Consider the following 21,096-nt stretch of genomic DNA (forward strand, 5'->3'; position numbering starts at 1 on the left):
ATACGGCGCAGCGTCAGTCGCTCAGGACCTGACGTTGTTCTTCGCGTAGTCGATCGCGAGCTGAACGGTGGTGATCTTCTCGGCCTCTTCGTCCGGGATCTCGATGCCGAACTCGTCTTCCAGGGCCATCACCAGCTCGACGGTGTCGAGCGAGTCGGCGCCCAGATCGGCCACGAAGGCCTTCTCGCTGGTGACCTCGGCTTCGGCCACGCCCAGTTGTTCGGCAATGATCTTCTTGACGCGTGCTTCGATGTCGCTCATGACTCTCCTCCGGGAGGGGTGCAGTGAAAACAGCCTGCGATTCTAAGGGGTCCGGAGTGTGACGGATTCCGGGTGGTCAGGCGACCCGCGCAGGACGGAAGTCGGGCTACCTGACCGGATGGGCGGTCGCGTGCGACTCAACCCATGTACATACCGCCGTTCACGTGCACCTCGGTACCGGTGATGTAGCCGGCTTTCGAGGAAGCGAGGAACGAGACGGCTTCAGCGATGTCTTCGGGTGCGCCCAACCGCCCCAGTGGGATCAGGGACAACAGGGCCTGCTTCTGGGCCTCGGGCAGTGCCTCGGTCATGTCGGTGGCGATGAACCCGGGCGCGACGCAGTTGACCGTGATGTTGCGGCTGCCCAACTCCTTGGCCAGCGAGCGGGTCATTCCGGCCACGCCGGCCTTGGAGGCGCAGTAGTTGGCCTGGCCGGGGTTGCCCGAGGCGCCCACCACCGAGGTGATGTTGATGATGCGGCCGTAGCGCTGCTTCATCATCGGCTTGATCGCGGCGCGGCAGGCGCGGAAAACGGACTTGAGGTTGGTGTCGATCACCGCGTCCCAGTCGTCGTCCTTCAGCCGCATGGCCAGCATGTCGCGGGTGATGCCGGCGTTGTTCACCAGCACATGGAGGCCGCCGTCCTGTTTGACGATCGAGTCGATGGCGGCGTCCAGCGCAGCGGCGTCGGTGACGTTCAGCGCGATGCCGCGCCCGCCCACGTGAGCCAGCGCTTCGGTGATGGAGGCGGCACCGGACTCCGTGGTGGCCGTGCCAATCACCTTGAATCCCTGCTGGGCCAGCGCCAGCGCGATGGCACGGCCGATACCGCGACTGGCACCGGTGACGAGGGCAATCTGCGGGGGCGTGGCGAGACTCATGCGAGCAGTCCTTTGACTTCGGCCAGGCTGGCCGGATCGAAGATCGTGGCACTGACCAGTTCGGCATCGATGCGCTTGGCCATGCCAGCCAGCACCTTGCCCGGTCCGCACTCGATGACATGCCTCAGGCCGCGCGCCTTGAGCGCCTGGACCAACTCCACCCAGCGCACCGCGCCGAAGGCCTGACGGTAGAGCGCATCGCGGATGGCGTCGGGCTCGGTCTGCACGGCCACGTCGATGTTGTTGATCACCGGGATGCGCGGGCTGGCGATGGCGATCTCGGCCAGCCGCACGCGCAGGCGTTCGGCGGCCGGCTTCATCAGGCTGCAGTGGAAGGGGGCGGACACCGGCAGCGGCAGGGCGCGTTTGGCGCCCAGCGCCTTCAGCAGCTCGCAGCCCTTCTCGACGCCCGCCTTGCTGCCGGCGATCACGGTCTGCTTCGGGTCGTTGAAATTGACGGCCTCGACCACTTCGCCGGTGGCTGCGGCCGCCTGGGCACAGCCTTCGCGCACGGCCTGGGCATCCAGGCCCAGGATCGCGGCCATCGCACCGGTACCGACCGGCACGGCCTCCTGCATCGCCTGGGCACGCAGGCGCACGAGTGGCAGCGCATCGGCCAGCGTCAGCGCGCCAGCGGCGACCAGGGCGGTGTACTCGCCCAGCGAGTGGCCGGCCACCGCAGCGGGCTCCGTGCCCCCTTCGGCCAGCCAGACGCGGTAATTGGCGATGGCTGCGGTGAGCATCACCGGCTGGGTGTTGGTGGTGAGGTCCAGCGCTTCCTTCGGCCCCTCGGCAATCAGGCGGGCCATGTCCTCGCCCAGGGCGGCACTGGCTTCGTCCAGCGTGCGACGCACGGCAGGGTGGTCAGCCCAGGCATTGAGCATGCCGACGGACTGCGAACCCTGGCCAGGAAAAACGAAGGCAAACGCGGTCATGGTGATCGGTGGATGGGCGCGGTGCGCCTGAGTTCAGGGGGTGGTATGCCGAGGGTCAGAAATCCAGCAGCACGGCACCCCAGGTGAAACCCCCGCCCACGCCTTCGAGCAGGACGGTGTCGCCGGTCTTGACGCGGTGGCTGCGTACCGCCTCGTCCAGTGCAAGCGGAATCGAGGCTGCCGAGGTGTTGCCATGCCGGTCGACCGTCACGATCACCTTGTCCATGGGCAGCTTCAGCTTGCGGGCCGTGCTCTGCATGATGCGGATGTTGGCCTGGTGCGGGATCAGCCAGTCGATGTCCTGCTCGCTGCGGCCGGCCTTTTCGAGCACGGCCCGGGCGGTGCTCTCCAGCACGCCCACCGCCAGCTTGAAGACGGCCTGGCCGTCCATGCGCAGGAAGGGGTCGCCCAGCACGCTCCCGCCAGACAGGGCCCCCGGGGTGCAGAGGATGTCGAGGTGGCGGCCGTCCGCGTGCAGGTCGGTCGCGAGGATGCCTGGGGCGTCGCTCGCCGACAGCACCACGGCGCCAGCCCCATCGCCGAACAACACGCAGGTGGTGCGGTCATCGAAGTTCAGGATGCGCGAGAACACCTCGGCACCGATCACCAGGGCATGGCGCGCGGATCCGGTGCGGATCATCGCGTCGGCGAGGGTCAGCGCATAGATGAAGCCGGAGCACACCGCCTGCACGTCCATCGCGGGGCAGCCGTGCACGATGCCGAGCTTGCGTTGCACGATGGTGGCGGTCGACGGGAAGATCATGTCCGGCGTCGAGGTCGCGACAATGATCAGATCGATGTCGCTGCCCTTCAGGCTGGCAGCTTCGAGTGCATGGCGTGCCGCCTCGACCGCCAGGTCGCTGGCACTGATTTCCGGCGAAGCGAAATGACGCGACCTGATCCCCGTGCGTTCGACGATCCACTCGTCGGAGGTTTCGATGCCACGGGCACCCAGCTCGGTGGCCAGTTCTGCATTGGTCAGCCGGCGCGGTGGCAACGCGCTGCCAGTGCCTGTGATGCGGGAGTGACGGGGCGAGGTGAGGGTCATGCGGCTTGGCGCGACGGAGGCAAACCGCCGGCAGAGGCAAACTCGGGCTGCGCACCGCTCATCGCCGGCATGGCCGCAATGATGCGGTCATGGACGCGATCGAGCAGTCGATTGCGAGCGGCATCATACGCGCGGTTCAGCGCCTGCTCGAAGGCGAATGCGTCGGCCGAGCCGTGGCTCTTGAAAACCAGTCCGCGCAGCCCCAGCAGGGCGGCACCGTTGTAGCGCCGGTGATCGAGGCGGCGCTTGAAGCGGCGCAGCACCGGCATGGCGACGAGCGCGGCCAGCTTGCCATACAGACTGCCGGTGAACTCCTGCACCAGGATGCCTGCCATCAGGCCAGCCACGCCTTCGGCGGTTTTCAGTGCCACGTTCCCGACAAAGCCGTCGCACACGACCAGGTCGGTCGTGCCCTTGAAGATGTCATTGCCTTCGACGTTGCCGTGGAAGTTGAGCACCTGGCGGGCGTCGGCCTCACGCAACAGATCACCTGCGCGCTTGATGACGTCGTTGCCCTTGATCGCTTCTTCGCCGATGTTGAGCAGGCCAACGGTCGGTCGTTCGGTGCCGTCCAGCGCGCTGACCAGTGCGCTGCCCATCACCGCAAACTGCAGCAGGTGCTCCGCACTGCAGTCCACGTTCGCCCCCAGGTCCAGGACCTTGGTATAGCCGCCGCTGTGGTTGGGCAGCAGGCTGGCGATGGCGGGGCGATCGATGCCGTCGAGCGTCTTGAGCAGGTAGCGGGCCACCGCCATCAAGGCGCCGGTGTTGCCTGCAGAAACGCACGCATCGGCCGCCGGCTCGCCGTCGCCCGCCTTGACCTGCTGGATGGCCACGCGCATGGAGGAGTCGCGCTTCTTGCGTAGCGCCACCTCGACCGGATCGTCCATCGTGACCACCTCGGAGGCGGGCACGATCCGGCAACGCTGCCAGACCTGCGCTTCGCGCAGGTCTGCCTCAAGGCCGACCAGCAGCAACTCCGCGCCGGGGTGCTGGGCCAGAAAGGCCTTGCAGGCGGGCAGAGTGACACTGGGGCCGTGATCCCCGCCCATGCAATCCACGGACAGGCGCACCGGCCGCGTCAGGGGCGGGAAGGCGTTCAAGGGTGAAACTCTCGATCGGACGACCAGCGGGCCGGTACGCCCGGATGCTCACCCGGCCTGCGCCGGGATGTCGTCACGCGGGCTGCCTGGTGCAATGCACCAGCGCTTCGCAGCACGAAGCCGCAGGCTCAGGCGTCTGCCTTGGTCTTCAGGACCTTGCGGCCACGGTAAAAGCCCGTCGGGCTGATGTGGTGACGCAGGTGCACCTCGCCGGTGGTCGGCTCGATGGCCGTGCCCGGGTTGGTGAGCGCGTTGTGCGAACGGTGCATGCCCCGCTTCGAGGGCGACTTCTTGTTTTGCTGGACGGCCATGACGGACTCCTGGGTCTTCCGGCTGGAACCGGCTTGAAAAGCCTTCGACTATAACATGCTCGCTGCGGCCGTGTACGGCTTTCAGCTCGAAGCCCCGTCGGGACCCTTCTTCAGTTGCTCTTTCAATCCCGCCAGGGCCGCAAAGGGATGAGGGCGGGGTGCGTTGTTGGTGCCGGCGCCGGCGGTGTCGGGCTGGCTGGCTTCGGGTGACTGCGGGACGGGCGGCTCGGCTGCCTCTTCGTTCACCCTCAGCGGCGCCGGGCAGGTGTTGTGGCGCGGCACGATGGGGGCGGCGAGCAGCAGTTCGTCCTCGATCAGTTCGATCAGGTCGAAGGCCTTGTTGGCCACGAGCACATCGTCTTCGGTTTCCTCGTCGAGCGTGGCAGCCTGGGTTTCGTCCTCGACGAAGCGGAACCAGCGATCGACTTGCATGGGCGTGTCGACCGGGCCCAGGCAGCGCTGGCAAGTCAGCGCGATACTGGTCTGGATCTGCAGGTGCAGCCAGATCTCGGCGCGCGTGGCACGCCGGCCGCGCAACTCGCCCTGCGCCGACCAGGAAACGGTGTGGCTGGACGGGTCGGCGCCAGGGTGCAGCAACTCGGTCCAGCGGGGCAATTCGCCAAGCTGCGCCTGGCCCTGCAGGGGGCAGCCGTCTTCTGCAAGCGAGGCCACGTCAAGGCGACGTGCCAGGAACTCTCGGTGTCTCATGGTCGGAAGTGTAGGCGCAGGGCTGCGCCGGGGCTGTCCAGGGGGTCGGGCGGCAGTTCTCGCCGGATCGGTGGGCCTCGGGATGAAACAATCGTGGCATGCGGCGCCCGCAACGCCGTGGTTTCCTCTGAAAGACCATGTCGCAACTGATCCTGGCTTCCACCTCCCCCTATCGCCGCGAGCTGCTGGCCCGACTGCGCGTGCCCTTTGAGGTCGTCGCGCCCGACGTCGATGAGACACCGCAGGCTGGCGAGGCGCCGGCTGACCTGGCCGAGCGGCTGGCGTTGGCCAAGGCCTGCGTTGTGGCCGATCGATGCCCGCAGGCCTGGGTGGTCGGGTCCGACCAGGTGGCCGAGTACGAGGGGTGTGCCATCGGCAAGCCGGGCTCGCACGGGCGGGCTGTCGAGCAGCTGACCGCCATGAGTGGGCGGACGGTGCGCTTCCACACGGCGGTGGCGGTGGTGCGTCGCCAGGCGGGATTCGCTCGAACCCTGCGGGTGCCCGTCAGCGTGCGGTTCCGTGTGCTGGAGCGCGGCGACATCGAAACCTATCTCCGGCTGGATCGGCCCTACGACTGCGCCGGCAGCGCCCGCTGTGAAACGCTGGGCATCACGCTGCTCGATGCGATCGAATCCGATGACCCGACGGCTTTGATCGGCCTGCCCCTGATCGCGACGACCCGGCTGCTGCGCGAGGCCGGCTGGGATGCGCTGCGGCTCCTGGCTGAGACTGCTTCGGTCGTGCAGGAGGGCGCATGAATCCGCCGCGTCGACAGGCATCGGGGGCGTCATCGCCTGCAGCAGTGTCGGGTGTACCGGACCAGGCTCCCTCGCCTGCCGCACGCACCGGGAGCCTCTGGTTGATGCCCAACACGCTTGACCTGGGTACGCTGCGTGACGGTGTGCCGCAGCCCGACGTGCGGCTGGTGTTGCCGCAGCAGGCCCTGGAGGTGGCGGCCCGGCTGTCACATTGGGTGGTGGAGAACGCGCGCAGCGCACGGGCGTTGCTCAAGCGCGTTGGCGCGATCGCGCCACTGGCGCGGCCACTGCAGGAGTTGGACATCCGCGAGTTGCCTCGTCCTCGCAAGGGTGGCGGGCCGGGGCCGGTCGAGGTGTTGCGGGCGGCCGACTGGCTGGCGCCCGCGTTGGCGGGGCGCGATGTCGGCCTGCTGTCCGAGGCCGGGCTGCCTGCCGTGGCGGATCCGGGTGCAGCGCTGGTCGACGTGGCCCATGCGGCCGGGGTGCGGGTGCGGCCGCTGTCGGGCCCGTCTTCACTGATGCTGGCGCTGGCCGCTTCAGGCCTCAATGGCCAGTCGTTTGCCTTTGTCGGCTACCTGCCCACGGATGCGGCGCAACGGGCACAGCGCCTGCGCGAACTGGAGGCGCACTCCCGCCGCTGGCAGCAGACCCAGATTCTGATCGAGACCCCCTACCGCAACTCTGCCTTGCTGGCAGCATTGCGCCAGGGCCTCCAGCCGGGGACTCGACTCAGCGTGGCCTGCGGGGTCACGCTGGAGGATGAGCAGATATGGACGGCGGACATTTCCCGCTGGCGCACTGACATGGCCGCGACGAGCCTGCCGATGGAGCTGCCTTCCCAGGTGCCGGCGGTTTTTCTCTTCTTGGCTCGATGAGGGGCAGTGGCAGGCGAACGGGCTCGGACGATGTGTGATCAGGTTGACGGCTTGCCGCCCAGCAGCGTAGCGACCTTGCGGCGTGGCTTGATGTAGCGCGACAAGGTCGTCCGCGAAGACGGCACCGCCGCTGCGTCGGATTTTTCCCAGACGGGAGTGGCGTTCGGATCGGCCTCGTAGGGGCGGTCGAAGAAGGGGTCTGTGCTCGCCTGTCGCGCCGGGGGGGGCGGCGGGCGCCGGGCCGCCGGGCTGCCGAAGCTGCTGCCCTCGGAGCGTGGCGCCTCGTCCCCCGCCCAGCCCTCAGGGCGGCGGCGGCGCGGCCGCTCGTCGTCCAGCTCCAGCGCTTCGAGGTCGATCTTCTTGCGGATGAGCTTCTCGATGTCGCCCACCAGGCGGGCGTCTTCCCGGGTCACCAGCGACACCGCCAGTCCCGAGGCGCCGGCACGGCCGGTACGGCCGATGCGGTGCACGTAGTCCTCGGCATTGAACGGGATGTCGAAGTTGAACACCGCCGGCAGATCGGCGATGTCCAGGCCACGTGCTGCCACGTCGGTCGCGACCAGCAGGTCGACCTCGCCACGTTTGAAGGCGTCGAGGGCCTTCAGGCGCTCGTCCTGAGACTTGTCGCCGTGCAATGCTGCGGTGTTGAGACCGTCGCGTTCGAATGACCGGGCCAGGCGCGCAGCGCCCAGCTTGGAGTTCACGAAGACGATGGCCTGGGCGAGTGAGCGTTCGCGCAGGATGTGGCGCACGGCACTGCGCTTGTCGTCGTCCGACACGCTGTAGAAGCGTTGTTCGACGGTGGATGCGGTGGCGTTCGGTCGGGCTACCTCGACCAGTACGGGGTCCTGCAGGTAGCTCTGCGCCAGGCGCTTGATCTCAGTCGAGAACGTGGCCGAGAAGAGCAGGGTCTGGCGCTTCTTCGGCAGGAAGCTCAGGATGCGCTGCAGATCGGGCAGGAAGCCGATGTCGAGCATCCGGTCCGCCTCGTCGAGCACCACGTACTCGACCTGGTTGAGCTGGCAATTCTTCGCCTGGATGTGGTCCAGCAGCCGACCCGGTGTGGCGATCAGGACCTCGACGCCACGCTTGAGTTCAGCCGTTTGTGGCGCCATGTCGATGCCGCCGAACACGCAGGTCACACGAAGCTGGCTGTGCCGGGCGTAGGTCTTGACGTTGTTGGCGACCTGGTCGGCCAGCTCACGTGTGGGGGCCAACACCAGGGCGCGCACCGGATGCCGTGCCGGTGACGCACTGGCGTTTTCGTGTGCCAGCATCTTCTGCAGCAGGGGCAGCGAGAACGCCGCCGTCTTGCCTGTGCCGGTCTGGGCGGCGCCCATCACGTCCTTGCCGTCCAGGACGATCGGTATCGCCTTGGCCTGGATCGGCGTCATCGTCTCGTAGCCGGCGTCCTGGATGGCCTGGAGCAGCTTGGGGGCCAGTGCGAGGGTATCGAACCGGGAGGGGGCGGCCGTCTGCTCGGCTGCGGTGGGAGTCTCTGTGATCACCCGGGGATTATCCCGCGGATTCGGAAGGAGCCTCTGGCGCTACCCAGCGGTCACCGGTGCGCACCAGCAAGCGAGGGGTGCGGAAGCGCACGATGGCGCGATACAGCGCGATGTAAGACAGGCAGAAAGCGAGGATGAACCATCCCAGAACCTCAGAGTCGTCCCAGCTCAGAACGGCGGGCACGGCGCTCATCGAGCACACCAGCCAGAGGTACGGGGAGGTCATCGAATTGCGACGCAGCAGATTGGCCGCATCGCGTCGACCGACGGCCCAGCGCATCAGGCGGCGATAGATCAGACTGTGCAGGTGCGTCGCGTCCGGCTGGCCCACCGGGCGACCGCGAACGACCTTGCGCCTGTACATCGTGAACAGCGTTTCGAACATCGGGTAGGCGCACAGCAGCAGGGGAAACAGCGGCGACACCGCCTCGTTGCGGTGCACCAGCAGAATGCCCAACTCGGCGACCCAGAAGCCGAGGAAGTAGGCGCCGCCGTCGCCAAGGAAGACGAGCCCGAACGGGTAGTTCCACACGAAGAACCCGAGCACGGCGCCCAAGCTGACCAGCGCACACGACAGGATCAGTGGGTCACCCACCCGATGGGCCACGTAGGCGAGCGCTGCAAGCATGATGGCGACGCACATCGAAGCCAGGCCGTTGAAGCCGTCGATGATGTTGATCGAGTTGGCGACTCCTGCCACGGCAATCAACGTCAACGCCATCGAGACCCCGCCCACGGTGAGTGCCGCGTCCAGGGCGGGGATGCCCGTGCGGGAGATCTCGCTGCCTGCAAGCCACAGTGCCAGGGACGCAGCGAGCATGACCGCCAGCAGCCGCTGGCTGGGTGTCACGCGCTTGGTGAAGTCTTCGATCAGACCTGCCATGAATGCCACGGAAGCGCTGATGCCCAATCCTGCCAGCGCCACGCGATCGGCTCCACTCAGGCTGGAGGCTGCCAACGCCATCCCGATGCACGAGGCGACAGCAATGCCGATGCCGCCGACCCGTGGCACCACGCGTGCATGGAACTTCTGAGGGGCCGTCTGGTCGGTGTCGCCCGAGAAATGGGCGTGCCGGGGAGACGATCGCACGATCAGCAGCGTGACGATGAGTGACACCGCGAGTGACAGGAAAAATAGACTCATAGCGAAGATAAGCCAAGAACTGCTTCGCATCATTCGCCCTTGGTGGGGAGGGGTGCAAGCAAATATGTCACGGCCTGATCGGTGGCGTGTCAGTGGTGGACAAGATGTTTCCTGCCGGGGTGGGTCGCCGGTTGCCCGAATGGCCGTGGTCCCGGTTTGTGAACGGTGTCGCGTGACTCGTTTGCATTGGGGGGCGGCCGCGACGATGACCTTGTCAGTGGGTGACAATGCGAAATCAGATGGCGTGCCCTGCACAGAGGGCCGACGGCGTTCGATTCAGGATCCCATTCCAGCCGGCACTGACGTGCCTTCCAACCATGACCCTTCTTGTCACCGGCGGAGCCGGCTTCATCGGCAGCAATTTCGTGCTCGACTGGCTGGCGCAGTCGGATGAGCCCGTGGTGACACTGGATGCGCTGACCTATGCGGGCAATCTGGAGAACCTCGCATCCTTGCAGGGCGATGCCCGCCACACATTCGTGCACGGCGACATCTGCGATCGCGTCCTGATTGATCGGCTTCTCGCCCAGCACCGCCCGAGGGCGATCGTGCACTTTGCGGCCGAGAGCCATGTCGATCGCAGCATCCATGGTCCTGGCGCCTTCATGCGCACCAACATCGAGGGCACCTACACGCTGCTGGAAGCGGCTCGTGCCTTCTGGGGTTCGCTGCAGGGTGGCGAGCGTGAGGCCTTCCGCTTTCACCACGTCTCCACCGACGAGGTCTACGGTTCGCTTGGTTCGGCTGATGCCGCCTTCACCGAGACCCATCCCTACGAGCCCAACAGCCCCTATTCGGCCTCCAAGGCAGCGAGCGACCACCTTGTACGAGCCTGGCACCACACCTATGGCCTGCCGGTGGTGACAACGAATTGCAGCAACAACTACGGCCCGTTTCACTTCCCCGAGAAGCTCATCCCCCTGATGATCGTCAACGCCCTGGCCGGCAAGCCGCTGCCGATCTATGGCGACGGCCAGAACGTGCGTGACTGGCTCTACGTGCGTGACCACGCCAGCGCGATCCGCGCTGTATTGGCCGGTGGTCGACTGGGAGAGACCTACAACGTCGGCGGCTGGAACGAGAAGACCAACCTGGAGATCGTCCATACCGTCTGCGACCTGCTCGACGAACTCCACCCGGATGCGGCGGGCAGCTACCGGCGCCTGATCACCTACGTCCAGGATCGGCCCGGGCACGATCGCCGCTATGCGATCGATGCGCGCAAGATCGAGCGTGAACTCGGTTGGCGCCCGGCCGAGACCTTCGAGACGGGCATCCGCAAGACCGTTCAGTGGTACCTGGCCAACGCCGATTGGGTGGCGCATGTCCAGAGTGGCGCCTACCGTGATTGGGTGGCTCGACAGTACGGCGAGGCAGCGCCGTCGCCATGAGCATGAAAAAGATCCTGCTGCTGGGCAAGGGTGGCCAGGTCGGCTGGGAGTTGCAGCGCGCGCTGGCACCGTTGGGTGAGGTGATCGCTCTCGATCGCGACAGCCGGCCCCTGGGCGCCGACTTTTCTCGCCCTGACGCGATCACGGACCTGCTGGCCTTGCTGCAGCCGGACGTCATCGTCAACGCCGCAGCCCACACCGCCGTCGATCGCGCCGAGAGCGAGCCCGAGTTGGCGCGGCTGATCAACGCGACCAGCGTGGACCGCCTGGCCCGGCATGCCGCCCGGACGGGCGCCGTGCTGGTGCACTACAGCACCGACTATGTCTTTGACGGCAGTGGCGATGCGCCGCGCGACGAGGCGGCGCCCACCGGACCGCTGAGCGTCTACGGGCAGACCAAGCTCGAAGGCGAAGACTGCATCCGCGCCAGCGGCTGCCGGCACCTCATCCTGCGCACCAGCTGGGTCTACGCGGCGAGAGGGGGCAACTTTGCACGCACCATGCTGCGCCTGGCTGGGGAGCGCGAACGTCTCACCGTCATTGACGACCAGATCGGCGCGCCCACCGGGGCCGATCTGCTGGCCGATGTCACTGCGCATGCGCTGTGCCAATTGGCCCTCGAGCCCGCGCTGTCCGGCACCTATCACGCTGTGGCCGGTGGCGAGACCAGTTGGCACGGCTACGCCAGCCACGTCATCGACTTTGCACGTCGGCACGGGCAGGCGCTGCAGGCCACGCAGATCGACGCCGTTGCGACCACCGCCTTTCCGACGCCGGCTCGGCGCCCGCTCAATTCCCGCCTCGACACCCGCAGGCTGCAAGCCGCCTTCGACCTGGTTCTGCCGCCCTGGCAGCAGGGGGTCGATCGCATGCTGCACGAGGTGTTGGGCGTTTGAATCCGTCAAGGAACATCACCATGACCACCCGCAAGGGCATCATCCTGGCCGGCGGCTCCGGCACCCGGTTGCACCCCGCCACCCTGGCCATCAGCAAGCAGCTGCTGCCGGTCTACGACAAGCCGATGGTCTACTACCCGCTGAGCACGCTGATGCTGGCGGGCATCCGCGAGATCCTGCTGATCTCCACGCCACAGGACATCCCTCGCTTCGAGGCGCTGCTGGGCGATGGCTCGCGCTGGGGCCTGGACATCCGCTACTGCGTCCAGCCCAGCCCGGACGGGCTGGCGCAGGCCTTTCTCCTGGGGCGGGAATTCGTCGGCGGTGCGCCAAGCGCCCTGGTGCTGGGCGACAACATCTACTACGGCCACGACCTGCAGCGCCAGCTGCTCAGCGCGGACGGGCGCCAGGCGGGCGCGACGGTGTTCGCTTACCACGTCAACGATCCCGAGCGCTACGGCGTGGTCGAGTTTGATGCGGACCGGCGCGCGCTGAGCGTCGAGGAGAAGCCGAGCCGGCCCAAGAGCAACTACGCCGTCACCGGCCTGTACTTCTACGACGAGCAGGTCTGCGACATCGCGGCGTCGATCCGCCCCAGCGCCCGTGGCGAGCTGGAGATCACCGACGTGAATGCCCGCTACCTGGCCCAGGGCCAGTTGAACGTCGAGATCATGGGCCGGGGCTATGCCTGGCTGGACACTGGCACGCACGACAGCCTGCTCGACGCCGGGCAGTTCATCGCCACGCTGGAAAAACGCCAGGGCCTGAAGGTGGCCTGCGTGGAGGAGATCGCCTACCGCAACGGCTGGATCGACGCGGCCCGACTGGAGCAACTGGCCCAGCCGCTGCTGAAGAATGGCTATGGCCAGTACCTCTTGAAGGTGCTGCGCGAGAGGGTGTACTGACCCATTGCCCCGTCTGCCCATGAACATCATCCGCACCGCCATTCCGGAGCTGCTGATCCTGGAGCCCCAGGTTTTCGGTGACACCCGCGGCTTTTTTGTCGAGAGCTGGCATCAACGGCGCTTTGACGAGGCTGTTGGAGCCCCCATCGCGTTTGTGCAGGACAACCACAGCCGCTCTGCCCGGGGAGTGCTGCGTGGCCTGCACTTCCAGCTGCCGCCGCACGCCCAGGGCAAGCTGGTGCGCGTGGTGCAGGGCCGTGTGTTTGATGTGGCCGTCGACGTGCGACGCAGCAGCGCCACTTTTGGTCGTTGGGTGGGCGTTGAGCTCAGCGAGGACAACCACCGTCAGTTCTGGATTCCCCCCGGGTTCGCCCACGGTTTCCTGGTGCTCAGCGAGAGTGCGGACTTCCTTTACAAGACCACCGACCATCACGCCCCCGCCTGCGAGCGGGCCGTGCGCTGGGACGATCCGACGCTGGCCATTGAGTGGCCCGAGCCAGCCCTGGCGCGCGCCCTGTCCGCCAAGGACCTCGCCGCGCCGTCCCTGGCCGATGCCGACCTCTTCGCCTGAACGGACGGCGCGAATGGAGGAGGCAGCGATCGCGTGCTCCGCATCAGGGGTGTTTCATTTTGTTTCGAATTCATGGTGTGAGGGCGCCGGGTTGTCGGTGTCCTTGCCACACCTTTCATGACTTCCTTCTCAGCAACGATACAGGGATCTTTCATGGCGTCTGACTCCTCCTCGTCGTCCACCGTCCTCGTCCAGCCGGTCATCATGGCCGGTGGCAGCGGCACGCGGCTGTGGCCGCTGTCGCGCGCGGGCTACCCCAAGCAGTTTCTGGTGCTGACCGGCAGTGCACACAGCCTGTTCCAGGAGGCTGCGCAACGCATGTCGTCCCTGGCGGCGGTGGACCTGAGGGTCGAACCCATGCTGGTGGTGGGCAATGAAGAACATCGCTTCCTGGTCCTCGACCAGCTGCGCGAGATCCGCAGCGAGCCGGCGGCCGTGCTGCTGGAGCCGATGGGGCGCAACACGGCTCCTGCCCTGACGCTGGCGGCGCTGCAGGCCCTGGAGGGTGGGCAGGATCCAGTGCTGGTCGTCACCCCTGCAGACCAGACGGTCACCGATCCGGCTGCCTTCGCGGCGGCCCTGCGGGATGCCGTGCGCGTGGCCGCCGGAGGGGCGATCGTCGTGCTCGGCATCACCCCGGACCGGCCCGAGACCGGCTACGGCTACATCCGCTCGGTGCCTGAGACCGGTGCGGCGCGCGTGGCCCAGTTCGTCGAGAAGCCCGATCTGGAAACCGCGCAGCGCTACCTGGCCGAAGGCGGCTACACCTGGAACAGCGGCATGTTCGTGCTGCGCGCCTCGGTGTGGATGAGCGCGCTGGAGCGCTTCCGCCCTGACATTGCGGCGGCCACCCGCGCCGCCTGGGTGGCACGCCAGAGCGACGACCGCTTTGTTCGTCCGGGCCGTGCCGAGTTCGCCCAGGTGCCGTCGGAATCGGTGGACTACGCCGTGATGGAGCGCTGCCCGGGCAGCGACATCGACATCCGCATGGTCCCGCTGGCGGCCGGCTGGAACGACCTGGGTGCCTGGGATGCCGTCTGGCAAGTCGCCCCCAAGGACGCGAAGGGCAACGCCTCGGTGGGCGATGTGTTGCTGCAGGACAGCAGCAATACCCTGGTGCACGCGACCAGCCGCCTGGTGGGCGTGGTGGGCCTGGATGATGTGGTCGTGGTCGAAACGCCTGATGCGGTGATGGTGGCCGATCGCAGCCGCAGCCAGGACGTCAAGAAGATCGTCCAGTCGCTCGACAAGGGCCAGCGCAACGAGCACAGCCTGCACCGCAAGGTGCACCGCCCCTGGGGCTGGTACGACAGCATCGACAACGGCCCGCGCCATCAGGTCAAGCGCATCATGGTCAAGCCCGGCGCCTCGCTGAGCCTGCAGATGCACCACCACCGTGCCGAGCACTGGATCGTCGTCTCTGGTACCGCCGAGGTGACCAACGGCGACAAGGTGCTGGTCCTGAGTGAGAACCAGTCCACCTACATCCCGCTGGGCCAGACGCACCGCCTTGCCAATCCCGGCAAGGTGCCGCTGGAGATCATTGAAGTGCAGTCCGGCTCCTACCTGGGTGAGGACGACATCGTGCGCTTCGAGGACACCTACGGGCGGAGCTGACCTCAAAGATGGATACCCCTTCAAAGATCCTCGTCACCGGCGCGCGCGGCATGGTGGGCAGCGCCCTGGTGCGCCGCCTGGGCGCGAGCGCCAGTGTGCAGGTGCTCGCCCCCACCCGCGCTGAACTCGACCTGCTCGACCAGCGCGCCGTCTTCGCCTACCTGGCCGAACACCGCCCGGACTACGTCTTCATCGCCGCGGCCAAGGTCGGCGGCATCCAGGCCAACAACCAGTACCGCGCGGACTTCCTCTACCAGAACCTGCTGATCGAGGCCAACCTCATCCACGGCGCCCACCTGGCCGGCGTACAGAGGCTGATGTTCCTCGGCTCCTCCTGCATCTACCCGCGCGACTGCCCTCAGCCGATCAAGGAAGAGTACCTGCTGACCGGCCCGCTGGAGCCCACCAACGAGCCCTACGCCATCGCCAAGATCGCCGGCATCAAGCTCTGCGAGAGCTACAACCGCCAGTACGGCCGCCAGTACGTGAGCGTCATGCCCACCAACCTGTATGGCCCCAACGACAACTACGACCTCGCCAACAGCCACGTCCTGCCCGCGCTGCTGCGCAAGGCCCACGACGCCAGGCTGCGCGGTGACGCGACCTACACCGTCTGGGGCAGCGGCCGGCCCATGCGCGAGTTCCTCTACGTCGACGACCTCGCCGATGCCTGCGTGCACCTGATGGAAGCCGGCTACGACGGCCCGCTCGTCAACATCGGCACCGGCGAGGACGTGACGATCCGTGAACTCGCCGAAACCGTCATGAACGTGGTCGGCTTCCAGGGCGACATCGTCTTCGACGCCAGCAAGCCCGACGGCACCCCGCGCAAGCTGCTCGACGTGAGCCGCCTGCGCAGCCTGGGCTGGGCCGCCAGCACCCAGCTGCGCGCGGGCATCCGCCAGGCCTACGAGGCCGCCCCGTTCTACGCGCGGCGCGCCGATAATGAAGTAGTGTTGAACACTACATTGGAGCCCACATGAAGGCCGTCACCAGCACCGAGGCCAACCGCGGCTTCTCGCAACTGCTGCGCGAGGTGAGCCTGGGTGAAACCGTGCAGATCACCTCGCGCGGGCGCGCCGTGGCCCTGCTGAGCCCTGTTGATGTGCGCGCGCAGCTGCGCCGCCAGGCTGCCAAGGCCAGCCTGCTGCAGCGCCTGGCCGCCCAGCCCGTGGCGGGGCAGCGGGACTGGGCCCGCGACGAGCTCTACGACTGAAGCCACTCAGCCCGCGCTGCCACCCTGCTCACCCAGCATGAAACTCGCCCTGGACACCAACGTGCTCGTCTACGCCGAGGGCTGGGGCGATGCCCCCCGCTGCCAGCGTGCCCGCGAGCTGCTCGCCCGGCTGGACCCGGCGGACGTGGTGCTCCCGGTGCAGGTGCTGGGTGAACTGCACCGCGTGCTCACCGGCAAGGCCCGGCGCAGTGCCGCGCAGGCCCGCAGCGCCGTGCTGAGCTGGAGCGATGCCTACGCCTGTGCCGACACCACCCTGGCCACCATGCTGGCCGCTCAGGACCTGGTGGCCGACCACCAACTCTCCACCTGGGACGCCGTGGTGCTGGCCGCCGCGGCCGGCGCCCACTGCCGTGTCCTGTTGTCAGAAGACCTGCAGCCTGGCTTCACCTGGGGGGGCGTGACCGTGCTCAATCCGTTCACCGAACCATCACCACCGCTGCTGGCACCCTACCTGGCGCCCCTCCCGACTGAGCCGCCAGGAGGCTGAAGCCCGCGCTGTGCCAGCCCGCAAAGTTACACACCCATGAATCACGGGGAACCCGACATGAACGCAAACACCAACACCACGAACGGCAGCAACACCACAGGCCGCAAAAAGGTCGCCCTCGTCACCGGCGTCACCGGCCAGGACGGCGCCTACCTGGCCGAACTGCTGCTCAAGAAGGGCTACGAAGTGCACGGCATCAAGCGCCGCAGCAGCCTGTTCAACACCGACCGCATCGACCACCTCTACCAGGACCCGCACGTCGACAACCGGGCCTTCACCCTGCACTACGGTGACCTGACCGACTCCACCAGCCTGGTGCGCATCGTCGGCAAGGTCCAGCCCGACGAGATCTACAACCTCGCGGCCCAGAGCCACGTGGCGGTGAGCTTCGAAGAACCCGAGTACACCGCCAACGCCGACGGCATCGGCGCCCTGCGACTGCTCGAAGCCATCCGCATCTGCGGCCTGGAGAAGAAGACCCGCTTCTACCAGGCCAGTACCAGCGAGCTCTACGGCCTGGTGCAGGAAATCCCCCAGAAGGAAACCACCCCCTTCTACCCGCGCAGCCCCTACGCGGTCGCGAAGATGTACGCCTACTGGATCACGGTCAACTACCGCGAGGCCTACGGCATCTACGCCTGCAACGGCGTGCTGTTCAACCACGAGAGCCCGATCCGCGGCGAGACCTTCGTCACCCGCAAGATCACCCGGGCCATCGCCCGGATTGCGCTGGGGCTGCAGGACTGCCTGTACCTGGGCAACATGAGCGCGCTCAGAGACTGGGGCCATGCGCGCGACTACGTCGAGATGCAGTGGCTGATGCTGCAGCAACAGCAGGCAGAAGACTTCGTCATCGCCACGGGCGTGCAGTACAGCGTGCGCCAGTTCGTCGAGAGGGCGGCCGCAGAACTGGGCATCACGGTCAAGTTCGAGGGCGAGGGCGAGAACGAGTTCGGCTACGTGGCCGCCGTGTCAGGCAAGCAGGCCAAGGTCAAGGTGGGTGACGTGATCGTCAAGGTCGATCCGCGCTACTACCGCCCTACCGAAGTCGAGACCCTGCTGGGCGACCCGAGCAAGGCCAAGAACAAGCTGGGCTGGGTACCGACCACGCCGTTCGAGCAACTGGTCAAGGAAATGATCGAGAGCGACTACGAGGCCGCCCGCAAGGACAGCCTGGTCAAGCTCGCCGGGTTCCAGGCGTTTGATCACCATGAGTGAGGTGCGACCCGCAGGGGGGGTGTGCCTGTGAGTCAGGCCACTTCTCCATCGGTCCGGCAACTGCTGGAGGCGCCGCAGCTGTCAGGTCCGGCAGGTGCTGCGCTGCGTTCTCTGAGCAGGCAGGCCCTCGTCACGCTGCTGTTGCTCCTGGTGTTGGCCGCATCGTGGTCCGCGCTGGCACCGATGGCTGGCGCTGTCGTTTCGCCGGGTGTGGTGCGCACCGAGCACAACCGCAAGGTCATCCAGCACCAGGAGGGTGGGCTGGTGCAGCGCATCCTGGTGCGCGATGGCCAGCAGGTCAAGGCCGGTGAGGTGCTCGTGGTGATCGGCGACGTGCGTGCCGATGCGAGTCTCGACCTGCTGCGCGACCAGCAGGCCGCCGACGGCCTGCGACGTGCGCGGCTGGAGGCCGAGGTGGCCTATGCTGCCAACTTCGAGGTGCCGGCGGGTCTGCGCGGATCACGCGTCCTGGGGGACCTGCTCTCGCGCGAGCGCAAGGTGTTCGCGACCCGTCGCGCCACGGTGCAGGAGCAACTGGCGGCCTTGCAGGCCCAGTCCGGGCAGGCTGAGCAGCAGACCCAGGCGCTGCAGACCCAGATCGACGCGACCACGAGCGCGATGAAGCTCGCCAACGAGGAGCTGGTGCTGAACCAGCAGCTGGCCACCCAGGGCTACGTGCAGCAGACCCGCTTGATCGGCCTGCAGCGGGTGGTGGCCGAGTACGAATCGCGCCTCGGTGAGCAGCGCGGCGAGCTCGCCCGGGCGCGCCAGAGCATCGAGGATTTGCGCTTGCGTGCGGCCCAGGCCCGCAATGCCTACCAGCAGCAGGCGGCGGACGAGCTGAAGGAAACCGCACTGCGCCTGCGCGAGGTGGACGAGAAGCTGCGCCCCTCTGCGGACCTGGCCGAGCGCCAGACCGTGCGTGCGCCTGTGCCCGGCACGGTGATGGGGCTGCGGGTGGCCGCAGTCGGTGCAGCCGTGGGCCCGCGCGAGCCGCTGATGGAACTCATCCCGGCCGAGGAGCGGCTCATTGTCGAGGCCAACATCCGGCCGCAGGACATCGAGCACGTGCACGTCGGGGGCGCGGCCGAGGTCCGTTTGGGCACCTTCGAAGCCCGCAACAGCTCGCCACTCCCGGCCAGGGTGGACTTCGTTTCGGCCGATCGGGTGACCGATCCGCAGACCGGCGCCGCCTGGTACGTCGCCCGGTTGAGTGTGACGGACGAGGCCCTGCGCGCTCAGCCACGCCTGCGCCTGCAGACGGGCATGCCGGCCGAGGTCTATGTCGCCACCGTGCCGCGCAGCCTGTGGCAATACCTGCTGGAGCCGATCGACGTCTTCCGCCAGCGCGCCCTGCGCGAACCGTGACCCAGTGACCATGAAGTGGATCTTTGCTCCCGCGCTGCGGCGTTTCGTGGCCCTGGCGGCATTTGCCAGCCTGCTGATGAACCTGATGGCGCTGGCACCCTCGCTGTTCATGATGCAGGTCTTTGATCGGGTGTTCTCCAGCGGCAGCATGGAAACGCTGACGATGCTCATCCTGCTGGTGACGCTGTGCCTGTGCGTGATGGCGGTCATGGATGTGCTGCGCGTGCGCGCCCTCGGCTGGGCCTCCACCGTGCTCGATGCGCGGCTTGGGCCTACGGTCTTTGCCAGCTTGCTGCATGCCAGCGCCCGCCCTGGTGGGGCTGCCAACGTCTACACGCTGCGTGACGTTGCGCTGCTGCGGGGCTTCCTGGGCGGTGGGGGGGTGCTGGCGCTGTTCGATGCCCCCTGGCTGCCGATCTACCTGGCGGTGATCACCCTGTTCCACCCGTGGCTGGGGGCGACCGCCGCGCTCGGGGCGTTGCTGCTGTTCGGCCTGATCTGGCTGAACGAGCGCACGAGCCGCGGCAGCGTCGAGGCAGTTACCCGCGAATCACGCCAGGCCTCGCGCTTCATCGACGCCGCGCTGCGCAACGCCGAAGTCATTGCAGGCATGGGCATGGCCGACCATGCGGTGGCGCACTGGTCGCGCCACAACGATGCCGTGCTGGAGCAGCAGGCTCGGTTGACGGCGCACCAGTCGCCTGTGCAAGCGGCGGTGCGCTGGCTGCGCCAGGCTCTGCAGGTGGCGATGCTTGCCATGGGCGCCTGGCTGGTGGTGCGCCAGCACGTGTCCCCCGGCGTGATGGTGGCCGGCACGATCCTGCTCGGCAAGGCGCTGTCGCCCATCGAGCAGTTGTCGGGTGGCTGGCGCAGCCTGATCGAGGCCCGAGCCGCCTGGGCGCGCCTGCAGGCCGAGGCCATTGAGGCCCCACCGACCAGCCTGGAGCTGCCGGCGCCGCGCGGCAAACTCGACGTGGAGCGCGTCGTCTATGCCCTGCCGGGGCAGCGCACAGCGCTGATCAAGGGGGTGAGCCTGAGCGTGGCGCCAGGCGAGTGCCTGGGCATCATCGGTCCCAGTGGCGGTGGCAAGACCTCGCTGCTGCGCCTGGTGCTGGGGATCTGGTCGCCCCAATCGGGCACGGTGCGCCTCGACGGTGCTGACGTCGCCCGGCTCGGGTCGCAGGTGCTGGGCCGCCACGTCGGCTACCTGCCCCAGGATGTGGAGCTGTTCGCCGGGACCGTGGCCGAGAACATTGCTCGCCTGGGTGAGGTCGATGCCGAGCGGGTCGTCGCCGCTGCTCAGATGGCGGGCGTGCACGAACTCGTGCTGCGCTTGAGCGCGGGGTATGAAACGCCAGTGGGCGAGGGCGGCGCAGCCCTGTCTGGCGGGCAGCGCCAGCGTGTCGCCCTGGCGCGCGCCCTCTATGGGCTGCCGCGCCTGCTGGTGCTGGATGAGCCCAACTCCAACCTGGATGCCGAGGGCGAAGCCGCGCTGCAGCAGGCGCTGCAGCGCGCCAAGCAGCAGGGCATCACGGTGGTCATGGTGGGACACCGCCCGTCGATGATGCGCAGCGTGGACAAGCTCGCCCTGCTGCGCGACGGCCAGATCGAGGCCTTCGGCCCGCGTGACCAGGTGTTGGCCAAGCTCAGCGGCGGGTCGGTTGCGGCCGTGGCCTAGGTCTGCGCGAAGCCCATGGGTGTGTCACCGGCGTGGTGACTTTGCGTCGTCGGGGCGGCCGGTTCGTGACACTTCCAACGCTGTCGTGCATCAGGTCCCGGAGATGGCACTTACGGACCCCAGCCCACGGGGTTGTGGAGCGTGACGGCGTCGGGTCTAGTCTCAGTTGTTGTGCGTGATCGTCCTGTCGTCCGCA

22 protein-coding genes are annotated in these 21,096 nt (G+C 67.5%); 13 read left to right on the forward strand and 9 right to left on the reverse strand.

Annotated features, from left to right (window positions below; all coding sequences use genetic code 11):
• Positions 1-21: 21 nt before the first annotated feature.
• From acpP to NGK70_RS06510, 7 genes are all read right to left on the reverse strand, one after another.
• Positions 22-261, reverse strand: coding sequence for an acyl carrier protein (gene acpP / locus NGK70_RS06480; protein ID WP_251972453.1), 240 nt, complete (start codon positions 259-261; stop codon positions 22-24).
• Positions 262-398: 137 nt separating this feature from the next.
• Entirely contained in the window at positions 399-1,142 is a 744-nt protein-coding gene (gene fabG / locus NGK70_RS06485; protein ID WP_251972454.1) for a 3-oxoacyl-ACP reductase FabG, read from the reverse strand.
• On the reverse strand, positions 1,139-2,077 hold the full coding sequence (gene fabD / locus NGK70_RS06490; RefSeq protein WP_251972455.1) for an ACP S-malonyltransferase: 939 nt from the start codon (positions 2,075-2,077) through the stop codon (positions 1,139-1,141). The genes fabG and fabD overlap by 4 nt, the downstream gene beginning before the upstream one ends.
• A gap of 55 nt (positions 2,078-2,132) precedes the next feature.
• Positions 2,133-3,125, reverse strand: a complete 993-nt coding sequence (locus tag NGK70_RS06495; RefSeq protein ID WP_251972456.1) for a beta-ketoacyl-ACP synthase III — start codon at positions 3,123-3,125, stop codon at positions 2,133-2,135.
• Positions 3,122-4,198: a phosphate acyltransferase PlsX gene (plsX, locus tag NGK70_RS06500; protein ID WP_256490846.1), complete on the reverse strand. Its 1,077-nt coding sequence runs from the start codon at positions 4,196-4,198 to the stop codon at positions 3,122-3,124. The genes NGK70_RS06495 and plsX overlap by 4 nt, the downstream gene beginning before the upstream one ends.
• 158 nt (positions 4,199-4,356) lie before the next feature.
• Positions 4,357-4,539 (reverse strand): 50S ribosomal protein L32, encoded by a 183-nt coding sequence (gene rpmF, locus NGK70_RS06505; RefSeq protein ID WP_251972457.1) that lies wholly within the window; start codon positions 4,537-4,539, stop codon positions 4,357-4,359.
• Between the two features lie 81 nt (positions 4,540-4,620).
• Positions 4,621-5,247 (reverse strand): YceD family protein, encoded by a 627-nt coding sequence (locus NGK70_RS06510; RefSeq protein ID WP_251972458.1) that lies wholly within the window; start codon positions 5,245-5,247, stop codon positions 4,621-4,623.
• 137 nt (positions 5,248-5,384) lie between these two features.
• Between NGK70_RS06510 and NGK70_RS06515 the strand changes: the two genes are divergently transcribed.
• Positions 5,385-6,005 carry a Maf family nucleotide pyrophosphatase gene (locus tag NGK70_RS06515; protein ID WP_251972459.1) on the forward strand — a complete coding sequence of 207 codons (621 nt, stop codon included), beginning with the start codon at positions 5,385-5,387 and terminating at the stop codon, positions 6,003-6,005.
• A 104-nt stretch (positions 6,006-6,109) separates the two neighbouring features.
• A complete protein-coding gene (locus tag NGK70_RS06520) occupies positions 6,110-6,880 on the forward strand; it encodes an SAM-dependent methyltransferase (protein WP_251972460.1) in 771 nt (256 codons plus the stop codon).
• A 38-nt stretch (positions 6,881-6,918) separates the two neighbouring features.
• Here NGK70_RS06520 and NGK70_RS06525 read toward each other — a convergent pair whose 3' ends face one another.
• Complete coding sequence (locus tag NGK70_RS06525; protein ID WP_428985580.1) at positions 6,919-8,388, reverse strand: DEAD/DEAH box helicase; 1,470 nt, start codon at positions 8,386-8,388, stop codon at positions 6,919-6,921.
• 7 nt (positions 8,389-8,395) lie between these two features.
• A complete protein-coding gene (locus NGK70_RS06530) occupies positions 8,396-9,532 on the reverse strand; it encodes an MraY family glycosyltransferase (protein WP_251972461.1) in 1,137 nt (378 codons plus the stop codon).
• A 317-nt stretch (positions 9,533-9,849) separates the two neighbouring features.
• On the opposite strand from NGK70_RS06530, the gene rfbB reads away from it, so the two are divergent.
• From rfbB to NGK70_RS06585, 11 genes are all read left to right on the forward strand, one after another.
• Positions 9,850-10,923 carry a dTDP-glucose 4,6-dehydratase gene (gene rfbB / locus NGK70_RS06535; RefSeq protein WP_251972462.1) on the forward strand — a complete coding sequence of 358 codons (1,074 nt, stop codon included), beginning with the start codon at positions 9,850-9,852 and terminating at the stop codon, positions 10,921-10,923.
• Positions 10,920-11,819, forward strand: coding sequence for a dTDP-4-dehydrorhamnose reductase (gene rfbD, locus NGK70_RS06540; protein ID WP_251972463.1), 900 nt, complete (start codon positions 10,920-10,922; stop codon positions 11,817-11,819). Before rfbB ends, rfbD begins: the two co-directional genes overlap by 4 nt.
• A 20-nt stretch (positions 11,820-11,839) precedes the next feature.
• Positions 11,840-12,724 (forward strand): glucose-1-phosphate thymidylyltransferase RfbA, encoded by an 885-nt coding sequence (rfbA, locus tag NGK70_RS06545; protein ID WP_251972464.1) that lies wholly within the window; start codon positions 11,840-11,842, stop codon positions 12,722-12,724.
• A gap of 19 nt (positions 12,725-12,743) precedes the next feature.
• Positions 12,744-13,295, forward strand: a complete 552-nt coding sequence (gene rfbC / locus NGK70_RS06550; protein ID WP_251972465.1) for a dTDP-4-dehydrorhamnose 3,5-epimerase — start codon at positions 12,744-12,746, stop codon at positions 13,293-13,295.
• A gap of 153 nt (positions 13,296-13,448) precedes the next feature.
• Positions 13,449-14,912, forward strand: coding sequence for a mannose-1-phosphate guanylyltransferase/mannose-6-phosphate isomerase (locus NGK70_RS06555; protein WP_251972466.1), 1,464 nt, complete (start codon positions 13,449-13,451; stop codon positions 14,910-14,912).
• Positions 14,913-14,920: 8 nt separating this feature from the next.
• Positions 14,921-15,895: a GDP-L-fucose synthase family protein gene (locus NGK70_RS06560; protein WP_251972467.1), complete on the forward strand. Its 975-nt coding sequence runs from the start codon at positions 14,921-14,923 to the stop codon at positions 15,893-15,895.
• A complete protein-coding gene (locus NGK70_RS06565) occupies positions 15,892-16,128 on the forward strand; it encodes a type II toxin-antitoxin system Phd/YefM family antitoxin (RefSeq protein WP_251972468.1) in 237 nt (78 codons plus the stop codon). The genes NGK70_RS06560 and NGK70_RS06565 overlap by 4 nt, the downstream gene beginning before the upstream one ends.
• Before the next feature lie 37 nt (positions 16,129-16,165).
• Complete coding sequence (locus NGK70_RS06570) at positions 16,166-16,636, forward strand: PIN domain-containing protein (RefSeq protein ID WP_251972469.1); 471 nt, start codon at positions 16,166-16,168, stop codon at positions 16,634-16,636.
• A gap of 57 nt (positions 16,637-16,693) precedes the next feature.
• Positions 16,694-17,854, forward strand: coding sequence for a GDP-mannose 4,6-dehydratase (gmd, locus tag NGK70_RS06575; RefSeq protein WP_251972470.1), 1,161 nt, complete (start codon positions 16,694-16,696; stop codon positions 17,852-17,854).
• Positions 17,855-17,881: 27 nt separating this feature from the next.
• Positions 17,882-19,222 (forward strand): HlyD family type I secretion periplasmic adaptor subunit, encoded by a 1,341-nt coding sequence (locus NGK70_RS06580; protein ID WP_256490847.1) that lies wholly within the window; start codon positions 17,882-17,884, stop codon positions 19,220-19,222.
• 10 nt (positions 19,223-19,232) lie between these two features.
• Positions 19,233-20,900 (forward strand): type I secretion system permease/ATPase, encoded by a 1,668-nt coding sequence (locus tag NGK70_RS06585; RefSeq protein WP_251972472.1) that lies wholly within the window; start codon positions 19,233-19,235, stop codon positions 20,898-20,900.
• The last annotated feature ends 196 nt before the right edge of the window (positions 20,901-21,096 follow it).

This window comes from Sphaerotilus microaerophilus (genome assembly GCF_023734135.1).
In the GTDB taxonomy this organism is placed as follows: Bacteria; Pseudomonadota; Gammaproteobacteria; order Burkholderiales; family Burkholderiaceae_C; genus Sphaerotilus; species Sphaerotilus microaerophilus.